The following is an 8,534-nucleotide window of genomic DNA, read 5'->3' on the forward strand; positions in this document are numbered from 1 at the left end:
GATGAAATCGCAAGCGCAGTACCGGCGGTTTCACACCCTGCTGATCGCCAACCGCGGCGAGATCGCCTGCCGCGTGATCCGCTCCGCCAAAGCGATGGGACTGCGCACGGTCGCGGTCTATTCCGAGGCCGACGCCGAGGCCATGCATGTTGCCATGGCCGATGAAGCCGTCCTGCTCGGACCGGCGCGGGCCCGCGACAGTTATCTCAACGTCGAACGGGTCATCGAGGTGGCGCGCAAGACCGGCGCCGAGGCCGTGCATCCCGGCTACGGCTTTCTGTCGGAGAGCGCCGAATTCGCGCAAGCCTGCCTCGACGCCGGATTGGTGTTCGTCGGCCCGACCGCCGCCATGATCCGGACGATGGGTTCGAAATCCGGTTCGAAAATGCTGATGGAGCAGGCCGGCGTGCCGCTGGTGCCCGGCTATCACGGCGACGCCCAGGACGAGGCGACATTGGCACAGGCGGCCGACAAGATCGGCTTTCCGGTGCTGGTCAAGGCCTCCGCCGGCGGCGGCGGCCGCGGCATGCGGATCGTGCGTTCGGCCACTGAGCTGGCCGCTTCGATCGTCAGCGCCAAGCGCGAGGCCAAGGCCGCGTTCGGCGACGACCGCATGCTGATCGAGAAATTCGTGCAGAATCCGCGCCACATCGAGGTGCAGATCATCGGCGATAGCCATGGCAATCTCTTGTCGCTGTTCGAGCGCGAATGCACGCTGCAGCGGCGGCACCAGAAAGTGATCGAGGAAGCGCCTTCGCCGACGCTGGATGCGACCCAGCGCGAGACGGTATGCGCCGCCGCGCGCAAGGCTGCGGCTGCGGTGAATTACGTCGGCGCCGGCACCATCGAATTCGTGTCCGACGGCAAGGACGTGTTCTTCATCGAGATGAACACGCGGCTGCAGGTCGAGCATCCCGTGACCGAGCTGATCACCGGCATCGATCTCGTGGAATGGCAGCTGCGGGTGGCGTTCGGCGAAAAGCTGCCCCTGACGCAGGATCAGATCACGCTCATCGGCCACGCCATCGAGGCTCGGGTCTATGCCGAAAACCCGCACAAGAATTTCATGCCCTCGGTCGGCCGGATCAGGACTTGGCGGACGCCGGCGGAAACCAACGGCCTGCGGATTGACGCCGGCTATCGCGCGGGGGACGCGGTCTCGCCGCATTATGACGCGATGCTGGCCAAGGTGATCGCCTGGGCGCCGACCCGCGACGAGGCGATCGAACGGCTCAACCGCGGCCTCGGGGAGACCGACGTTCGCGGCATCGTCAGCAACATTCCCTTCCTGTCGGCGCTGGTGACGCATCCCGACGTGCGCGCCAACACCATCGACACCGGTTTCATCGAGCGCGAACTGAAGAACCTGACGCCGGCGGCTCCGGCTCCGCACGATCTCGAACTCGGCGCGGCTGTCGTGACGATCCTGGCCGAGGAAGCGAAGGCCGCGGGCGCCGAGGCGCATTCACCGTGGCGAACGTCGGGCTGGATGCCGGTCGGCCGGCGGCAGCGGGTGTTTACGTTCCGGCACGGGCAGGGGGCCGAACATAGGGTCACCCTGACCTACGGCAACGGCCCCGCGACGCTGTCGATCGGCGAGCGCGAACTGGCCTTCACCACCTCGCCCGACGCTGCCGGCGGTTTTGAGCTCAGGCTGCACGGCATCAAATCCCACGTCTTCGCCGTGATCGAAGGCCATGAACTCTATCTGCGCACCCGCAACGGCCGCTTCGAGCTGCATTGGGTCGATCCGTTCGGCGGTGAGACCGAAGAGCAGGTCGGCGAGGACAAGATCGTGGCGCCCTTGCCGGGCACCGTGGTGGCGCTGCTGGCGGAAGTCGGCGCCAGCCTGGAGAAGGGCGCGCCGATCCTCACGCTCGAAGTAATGAAGATGGAGCAGACCCTGCGCGCACCCTTCGCGGGTGTGCTGAAGACGATCAAGTGCAAGGTCGGCGATATCGTCGGCGAGGGTGTCGAACTCGCCGAGGTCGAGCCGGCGGCTTCGTGAACAGCTTCGCGAGATCACCATGAGCGATTCCGTCCGCATCGTCGAAGTGGGCCCCCGCGATGGCCTGCAGAACGAGAGGACGCCCGTCAGCGTCGAGAACCGCATCGCCTTCATCGAGGCGCTGATCGGCGCCGGGCTGCACACCATCGAGGTCGGGGCCTTCGTGTCGCCGAAGGCGATTCCGCAGATGGTTGGTTCAGATCAGGTGTTGCGCGGCGTCATCGATCATGTCGGCAACGAATTCCACGTGCTGGTGCCGAACGAAAAGGGCTACGAGGCCGCGTGCGCGTCGGGCGCCCGGGTGATCGCGGTATTTGCCTCGGCTTCCGAAGGCTTTTCGCGCGCCAACATCAATTGCACGGTCGCCGAATCGATCGAGCGCTTCAAGCCGGTGATCGCGCGCGCCAAGGCCGACGGCATCAGGGTGCGCGGCTATATCTCCTGCGTGCTCGGCTGTCCCTTTGACGGCGAGGTCAGGCCGCAGGCCGTCGTCGACGTCGCGCGGAAGCTGTGGGATCTCGGCTGCTATGAGGTCTCGCTCGGCGACACCATCGGTGTCGGCACGCCGCTGAAGGCGCGGCAACTGCTGCGCGCGGTGGCCGGCAGCGTTCCGATGGCGAAGCTCGCGATGCATTTTCACGACACCTACGGCCAGGCGCTGGCCAATCTCTATGCGGGAATGGAAGAGGGCTGCCGCGTGATCGATTCCGCGGCGGGCGGCCTCGGCGGCTGTCCCTATGCGCCGGGCGCCACCGGCAACGTCGCCACCGAGGACGTGGTCTACATGCTGGAAGGCATGGGCGTCGCCACCGGGGTCGATATGGCGAAACTGGTGGCGGCCACCAACGAGATCAGCCGGCTGATCGGCCGCCCGCCGGCGAGCCGGGTGGCGTCGGCGATGAATGCGAAGGGGCGGGTGGGGTAGCCGATCCCGGATGGTGAGGAGTGCGACCTATCTGGAAGCGGCGAGGCTTCTGCGCCTTTCCGACGGCCCTGGAATGGCCCTGCAACATGAAATCGGAACATTTTCCGCGCTTACTTTGCATGGGGTTGTTTTCGCGATTTTTGTAAAGGGCATCACAGGGAGACGTCGATCGCGAGCTTCAGCAGGTTGGCCGAGGTCGCCGTCCTGGCACTATAGTCCCGCCATGCGGTATCGCGCGCAATGTCGCGCCACTTGCCCACGATGGCCTTGTCGAGCTTGCTGACCTTGGCGCCGACTTTTTCATAGACCTTGGCGACTTCGATGTCGTCGCCCTGCGCGCCATTCTTGCCGAAGGCTTCAAGTTCGGCACCCACGCTGAGGATGATGTCCTGCTGATTCTTCGGCAACTTGTCGAAAATCGTCTTCGACATCAAAAGCGGCTCCATCATGAACCAGTAGGAAGCGTCGGCGCCCGAAGTCAGGCTTTTTGCGACTTCCTCGAGACGGAACGAGATCAGGCTGGTGGAAGAAGTGATGCCGGCGTCGCAGGCGCCGGTCTGCATCGCCGCATAGAGTTCGTTCGAGGGTACCGACAGCACCGCGGCACCCGCGGTCTGCAGCACCATATCCATCTCGCGCGAACCGCCGCGGACCTTGAGGCCCTTGGCGTCCTCGGGGGCTATCATCGGCTTGGAGCGGCTGGCGACGCCGCCGGCCTGCCACACCCAGGTCAGGATGATGATGCTCTTGTCGGCCAAGAAATCCATCAGCGCCTTGCCGACCGGCTGGCCCTTCCAGCGCAGACCCTGATCGTAGGTCGAGACCAGCCCCGGCATCAGGCCGATATTGGTTTCCGGCAATTCGCTGCCGGCATAGGGCAGGGGATACAGGCTGATGTCGAGGGCGCCTTTGCGCATTGCTGAGAATTGCGCGTGGGTCTTCATCAGCGATGAGTTCGGATAGACTACGGCTGCGATCTCGCCGCCGCTGCGCCTTGCGACTTCGGCCGCGAACATCCGGCAGAGTCGGTCGCGGAAATCGCCGTTGTCGATGGTGCCGCCGGGAAACTGGTGCGAGATTTTCAGCGTGGTTGCGGCCTGCGCCGTTCCGGCCCCGAAACGCAGGATCGCGGGCGCAGCAACCGCAGCCATGAGGGTTTGGCGGCGTGTCAGCATGGCGTTCTCCTTGGAGCCGGCCCGGCGTTCAGGACATATGCCGGATTCTTGTCCAGCCTGATAGATAGAGCGCCGGCTTGATTTTGTTGCAGCGCACACTTGCCGGCAGATTCGACGGAAAGAAGACGGATTGGGGTACTTTTCCTGACCCCCGTAGCCGGCGCTAAGAGCCGTCAGGCCGATAATTTTTCAATCGGCAGGTAACAAAGATCATCGCGGGTCCGTCCTGAACCATAGCGGCATCAGTCGCTTTCAAAACGGTTTCAAAGGAAAGACCAGCCAATGACGATCAGCACCCGCTTCGCACTCGGAATTTCGGCCGCCGCCATCTCGCTCAGCCTGGCGCTGGCACCTGCCGCCTTCGCCCAGGACAAGATGGGCAAGGACGACGCCATGAAGAAGGACACCATGTCCAAGGACGGCATGAAGAAGGACGACGCCATGGCGAAGGACGGCATGAAGAAGGACGCCATGTCCAAAGACGGCATGAAGAAAGACGATGGAATGAAGAAGTAAGCCTCGCCGCTTCCGCACTCCGCAGGCTCGCCTCGATCGGCGGGCCTGTGATGCCTTCGATCGACCCGAACGCTACCGCTTCTTGCCCTTGGTCTTGCGGGCGGCATAACGCGCGTCGCGCGCGGCCTTGCGTTCCGCCTCGAGTGCGGCCTCGCGGGCGATCGCCTCTTCCTTTTCGCGTGCGAGCTGCGCCGCGGCCTCGGCGGCGGCCTGAGCCTCGCGCGCCTTTTGCTCGGCCTTGGCGGCTTCGCGCGCCTCCTTGGCCTTGGCCCGCTCCGCAGCCTGCGCCTCGCGCTCGGCCCGCCGCTTGGCAACCTCCGGATCGTCCGGCCCCGGCTGGGCGCGGAACTTGTTCAAAATGTCCTTCCTTGCCTGCTGCGCCGCCTTTTGACGGTCCGCAAAGCTCGGTTCCTTGAATCCACTCATTAAACGGGCCTTGTCGATTGTGAGACCGGGGATAATCGCTTTCGCGCTTACTAGGTGAACCCGGGGCAAAATACCAGCGTCAAAGGGCTGCAATAACGCTTGGGGGGCTTCCGTGCAGGGCAGATGGCCGAAGGTGATGCTGATGAGTGCTGTGACTTCCGGCTGGCTCATTTACGACATGACGAGCGCGACCGAGGCGCCGAGGCAGGCGCTTGCGGTATTGCAATATTGCCTGTTGACGCTGGCGTTGGTCGCTCTGGTCGGCTCGGTCCTGATGTATGCGACGGAAAAATGATGGCGAGCGCCCGCTTTGCCGGCATGGTGCGGCGTCAGGGGGCGCCCTATCCGGGCGCTAATCGAACTTGAATCTGTCGCGGCGGCTTCCGGCGATCGGTCCGAGGATCCTGGATACGGTTGCCGCCGTCATGGCAACCCGATCGGAGGTGCGCTGCGCCTCCAGCCTCTCGCGGGCCTTCTCCCTGATCATGAGCTCGATCAGCTCCAGCCGCTTGGTTTCGTCGACCGCCTCAGCCAGCAATATCCTGTAGCGATTGTAGTCGTAACCCGCGTCCTGCTTGCTCATGGTACGCCCCCGCACGCCCGTCCCAGGCGCTCAGTGTTTCTCAAGCCGTGCGCGGGCGCAACGCGGCGGCGAAAGTTATCCCGGATTCTAAACGCGTGATCCTGCCCGTCTGCGTCGGCAGCAATGCTTCCCGACTCGAACGGCGTCAGTCGGCCAACCGGCGCAATGTCGCGTGAAAACTGATGCTCCTCGTGCCCACCAGCGAGGTGCCGAACACCTCCGAAGTATCGTCGCGCCAGGTTCCGGAAAAGCCGGTCGTGACCTCGCGGCCGCCGAAGACCGGCCGCGCGGTGGGGTCGCGGTACGGTGTGTGCTGGTTGGTGACGAGATCGCCCTTCCAGGTGCCATCCCTGACCGTGTAGGAGCCTACCGACCAGAAATAGGGATCGCCGCCATAGATCCGGCCGTCGCGAAGCACGATCACCCCGCTGGCCCGCCCCTTGACGCCGTCGCCCATCTGGATGTGAACCGAGTAGAGCCCGTTCTTCATGTTGGCGTGTCCGGCCGGCCTCCGACTATAGCAGGATTTGGATCATCGCCGTTGGGGTCCAACGGCGGGAAACAATGCGCGCGATTGAGGAGCTTCACCAGGCCTCGAAACGCAAGCCGTCAGTGCCCTTGGCGGCGATGCCGCGGACGTCCCAGCTGGCAGAGCCGTTCAGGGAGCGGCAGTGGATGCGGATCATCGTGCCGCGGTCGTCCTTGCCGGCGTCGTCGACCACGCCGACCCTGGGGCAGTTGAGGCCCTCGGCGGCGATCTGTTCGGCGAGCTTCTGCTTTTCCTTTTGATTGGGTTGGGTGTGGAGCGGAGATTGCGCGATCACGCCGGCAGGGCTGCACATGAGCGCGGCGCAAACCGCGAATACGAATCGAACGCGAGGAGCTGAGCAGGGCATCTGTTCCAACGATCGGGTTCCTTGGGGTAGCGCTTCGTCCAGTATGGACATTTCCCGAGGGCAGGGCCAGTTCGCGCCATTCAATCCGGCAACAAACCTGACGGAAACGCTTCGTTAATGATTTCCCTTAAAGGGAAATTTGCCTCTCTCGTTGACGATCGAAGCCGCAAAACACTTTGCAGATCTGCATTTTTTCAAGCCACACGGGGAAGGCACCCAATGACTATGTCACGCGTATACGCAGCACTGATCGCTTCGGCCGTCACAGCAATCGCGCTTCCGACTGCGGCGTCCGCGCAATGCCAGGGATGCTATGTGCCGCCGCCGCAGCCCTGCGCCACCTGCTATCAGCGTCAGGTCGTGCCGCCGCAGTATCGCACCGTCGAGGAAACCGTGATGGTGTCGCCCGGCGCTGTCATCGCGCATCGCACGCCCGCGCAGTACCGGACCGTCATGGTGCCGCAGACCGTGATGGTGGCGCCTGAAGGCGTGCAGTACGAGCGGACCCCGCCGCAATATGCCACCCGCCAGCGCGTCGAGATGGTCGCGCCCGCGCGCGAATATTACGTGGCGACGCCGCCGCGCTGCTTCTCCTGCGGCTACTGACATCGCGCGAAATCGCCCGCGGGGCTTGATGATAGGCAAGAAGCCCCGGAGCGATCCGGGGTCTTTTCATTGGCGGTGCAAGGATTGGCGTTGGCGGACTTCGTGCGGGCGCAGTCGCGATCAGCGTTTGGCGACGCGCTTAGTCTTCCGTGGCGCGGACGGCTGCGGGACCGCGAAGATCCCGAATTGCTCGGTCAGCACGGTCGCCAGCCAGGACTGGTATTCGCCGTAGCGGCTGTTGTCCTTTGAGATCACACCGAGTTCCGGCATTTCCCCAGTTTGCAATTTGCGCAGCACGATCGGGGCGGCAACGGGAATGTAGATCGAGCCCTTGGGGTTGCTCAGCGTCGAGATGATGCCGCGCATCATGTCTTCGGAATCCGGAAGCGACAGCAGGATGGTCCGCACGTTGCCCGCGCTCGAACTCACCAAGTTCATGAACGAGGTTCCGAACGGAATGTAGACCGTGCCCTGCTGCCGGTACTTGCCGTCGAAGCGCGATTTCTCCTCGAAGACGAGGCAATTCTGCTGGTCGCTCCAGGCAATCGTAATCAGATAGGCATTGAAGCTGGCGGGGTTGGCGAACATCGGACGAACGCAGAGATAGTCGCCTTGCAGATATTCGACGGCATCGAAGACATAGCCGCCGACCGATTTGGCGGCGGTGTCCTTGACCGCGGGGGGCTTCTGAAAACTGGTCTTCAGGATGCCCTCGACCTTGTTCAGGGTGCGCTCGGTGAAGTCGCCCTGGAACAGCTTCTCGATCGACGATTTCGAGAGGTGTTCGCGAATGAGGTCCTTCCTCGCCAGACCGTTGGCGTCCAGATGGCGCTGGATGGCGTTGGCGATTGCCTTCTTGTCTGGCTTCGAGCCAAGCCCGGTCTCGTGCTTCATGTCCTGCCCCAAAATTCATCAAGATCTAGCACGAACTGGCAGAGTTTGGCCAAGCCGCCGCCGCCACGCTCCGCTTTTTGCAAGTTCACCCCCGCGTTCATCCGAACAATGCGGTGAAGCGACATTCTTGAAGGTCGCGGGGGGCGACATGGTTAATTTATGATCGCGGCGTCGCAGCTGGAGAAGGGGAGGTTCGGCCTTCTCATCTCATTTCCCGGTTCTGCCATGTCCGCGATCCCTTCATCGATGTCCAGGCGAACGCCAGAACAGAGCGGACTGAGCACGTTGCGGTGGCGGTCCGGAGTATTTGAGAGCGTCGGCCGTGCGAACGGCGGGATTGAAAACGAAGGCGCAACTGGCGATCCCAGCAGGATTCGAACCTGCAACCCACGGAGTAGAAATCCGTTACTCTATCCAGTTGAGCTATGGGACCGTCGGGGTATCAATAGCACTGCCAATATGAAAAATCCGCTGCCCGGCCAAGCCCTTTCCGAACCCTTTTCCG

Annotated in this window: 11 protein-coding genes and 1 tRNA gene; 5 read left to right on the forward strand and 7 right to left on the reverse strand. The window is 63.3% G+C overall.

Going from position 1 to position 8,534, the window contains the following annotated elements; translation table 11 throughout:
- The first annotated feature begins 1 nt into the window (after position 1).
- Together KMZ68_RS13325 and KMZ68_RS13330 are read left to right on the forward strand one after the other, a co-directional pair.
- Positions 2-2,008: an acetyl-CoA carboxylase biotin carboxylase subunit gene (locus tag KMZ68_RS13325; RefSeq protein WP_215611776.1), complete on the forward strand. Its 2,007-nt coding sequence runs from the start codon at positions 2-4 to the stop codon at positions 2,006-2,008.
- A gap of 19 nt (positions 2,009-2,027) precedes the next feature.
- Positions 2,028-2,933 (forward strand): hydroxymethylglutaryl-CoA lyase, encoded by a 906-nt coding sequence (locus KMZ68_RS13330; RefSeq protein WP_215611777.1) that lies wholly within the window; start codon positions 2,028-2,030, stop codon positions 2,931-2,933.
- 152 nt (positions 2,934-3,085) lie between these two features.
- Here KMZ68_RS13330 and dctP read toward each other — a convergent pair whose 3' ends face one another.
- Positions 3,086-4,108 carry a TRAP transporter substrate-binding protein DctP gene (gene dctP / locus KMZ68_RS13335; RefSeq protein ID WP_215611778.1) on the reverse strand — a complete coding sequence of 341 codons (1,023 nt, stop codon included), beginning with the start codon at positions 4,106-4,108 and terminating at the stop codon, positions 3,086-3,088.
- 282 nt (positions 4,109-4,390) lie between these two features.
- On the opposite strand from dctP, the gene KMZ68_RS13340 reads away from it, so the two are divergent.
- Entirely contained in the window at positions 4,391-4,624 is a 234-nt protein-coding gene (locus tag KMZ68_RS13340; protein ID WP_215611779.1) for a pentapeptide MXKDX repeat protein, read from the forward strand.
- A gap of 72 nt (positions 4,625-4,696) precedes the next feature.
- Here KMZ68_RS13340 and KMZ68_RS13345 read toward each other — a convergent pair whose 3' ends face one another.
- The gene (locus KMZ68_RS13345; protein ID WP_215616321.1) at positions 4,697-5,050 is read right to left on the reverse strand and encodes a DUF6481 family protein; all 354 of its coding nucleotides are present in this window, start codon (positions 5,048-5,050) and stop codon (positions 4,697-4,699) included.
- A gap of 142 nt (positions 5,051-5,192) precedes the next feature.
- Between KMZ68_RS13345 and KMZ68_RS13350 the strand changes: the two genes are divergently transcribed.
- A complete protein-coding gene (locus KMZ68_RS13350) occupies positions 5,193-5,345 on the forward strand; it encodes a hypothetical protein (RefSeq protein WP_215611780.1) in 153 nt (50 codons plus the stop codon).
- 57 nt (positions 5,346-5,402) lie between these two features.
- Here KMZ68_RS13350 and KMZ68_RS13355 read toward each other — a convergent pair whose 3' ends face one another.
- The 3 genes from KMZ68_RS13355 to KMZ68_RS13365 form a co-directional block, all read right to left on the reverse strand.
- Positions 5,403-5,633 carry a hypothetical protein gene (locus KMZ68_RS13355; RefSeq protein WP_215611781.1) on the reverse strand — a complete coding sequence of 77 codons (231 nt, stop codon included), beginning with the start codon at positions 5,631-5,633 and terminating at the stop codon, positions 5,403-5,405.
- Positions 5,634-5,778: 145 nt separating this feature from the next.
- Entirely contained in the window at positions 5,779-6,123 is a 345-nt protein-coding gene (locus KMZ68_RS13360; protein ID WP_215611782.1) for a GrlR family regulatory protein, read from the reverse strand.
- Between the two features lie 94 nt (positions 6,124-6,217).
- A complete protein-coding gene (locus KMZ68_RS13365) occupies positions 6,218-6,475 on the reverse strand; it encodes a hypothetical protein (protein ID WP_215611783.1) in 258 nt (85 codons plus the stop codon).
- Between the two features lie 279 nt (positions 6,476-6,754).
- Here KMZ68_RS13365 and KMZ68_RS13370 point away from each other — a divergent pair, with 279 nt between their 5' ends.
- Positions 6,755-7,135 carry a hypothetical protein gene (locus tag KMZ68_RS13370; protein ID WP_215616322.1) on the forward strand — a complete coding sequence of 127 codons (381 nt, stop codon included), beginning with the start codon at positions 6,755-6,757 and terminating at the stop codon, positions 7,133-7,135.
- Positions 7,136-7,255: 120 nt separating this feature from the next.
- Here the strand turns inward: KMZ68_RS13370 and KMZ68_RS13375 are convergent, their stop codons facing one another.
- Positions 7,256-8,029 carry a hypothetical protein gene (locus tag KMZ68_RS13375; protein WP_215611784.1) on the reverse strand — a complete coding sequence of 258 codons (774 nt, stop codon included), beginning with the start codon at positions 8,027-8,029 and terminating at the stop codon, positions 7,256-7,258.
- 356 nt (positions 8,030-8,385) lie between these two features.
- Positions 8,386-8,462: transfer RNA gene (locus tag KMZ68_RS13380), tRNA-Arg, on the reverse strand.
- Between the last annotated feature and the right edge of the window lie 72 nt (positions 8,463-8,534).

This window comes from Bradyrhizobium sediminis (assembly GCF_018736105.1).
Taxonomy (GTDB): Bacteria; Pseudomonadota; Alphaproteobacteria; order Rhizobiales; family Xanthobacteraceae; genus Bradyrhizobium.

What these genes read in the sequence shown, in the direction of transcription:
- KMZ68_RS13350 (WP_215611780.1), top strand. Translation starts at nt 5,193, where the DNA reads ATGAGTGCTGTGACTTCCGGCTGGCTCATTTACGACATGACGAGCGCG.
- KMZ68_RS13330 (WP_215611777.1), top strand. Translation starts at nt 2,028, where the DNA reads ATGAGCGATTCCGTCCGCATCGTCGAAGTGGGCCCCCGCGATGGCCTG.
- KMZ68_RS13345 (WP_215616321.1), bottom strand. Translation starts at nt 5,050, where the DNA reads ATGAGTGGATTCAAGGAACCGAGCTTTGCGGACCGTCAAAAGGCGGCG.
- dctP (WP_215611778.1), bottom strand. Translation starts at nt 4,108, where the DNA reads ATGCTGACACGCCGCCAAACCCTCATGGCTGCGGTTGCTGCGCCCGCG.
- KMZ68_RS13355 (WP_215611781.1), bottom strand. Translation starts at nt 5,633, where the DNA reads ATGAGCAAGCAGGACGCGGGTTACGACTACAATCGCTACAGGATATTG.
- KMZ68_RS13340 (WP_215611779.1), top strand. Translation starts at nt 4,391, where the DNA reads ATGACGATCAGCACCCGCTTCGCACTCGGAATTTCGGCCGCCGCCATC.
- KMZ68_RS13325 (WP_215611776.1), top strand. Translation starts at nt 2, where the DNA reads ATGAAATCGCAAGCGCAGTACCGGCGGTTTCACACCCTGCTGATCGCC.
- KMZ68_RS13375 (WP_215611784.1), bottom strand. Translation starts at nt 8,029, where the DNA reads ATGAAGCACGAGACCGGGCTTGGCTCGAAGCCAGACAAGAAGGCAATC.
- KMZ68_RS13360 (WP_215611782.1), bottom strand. Translation starts at nt 6,123, where the DNA reads ATGAAGAACGGGCTCTACTCGGTTCACATCCAGATGGGCGACGGCGTC.
- KMZ68_RS13365 (WP_215611783.1), bottom strand. Translation starts at nt 6,475, where the DNA reads ATGTGCAGCCCTGCCGGCGTGATCGCGCAATCTCCGCTCCACACCCAA.
- KMZ68_RS13370 (WP_215616322.1), top strand. Translation starts at nt 6,755, where the DNA reads ATGTCACGCGTATACGCAGCACTGATCGCTTCGGCCGTCACAGCAATC.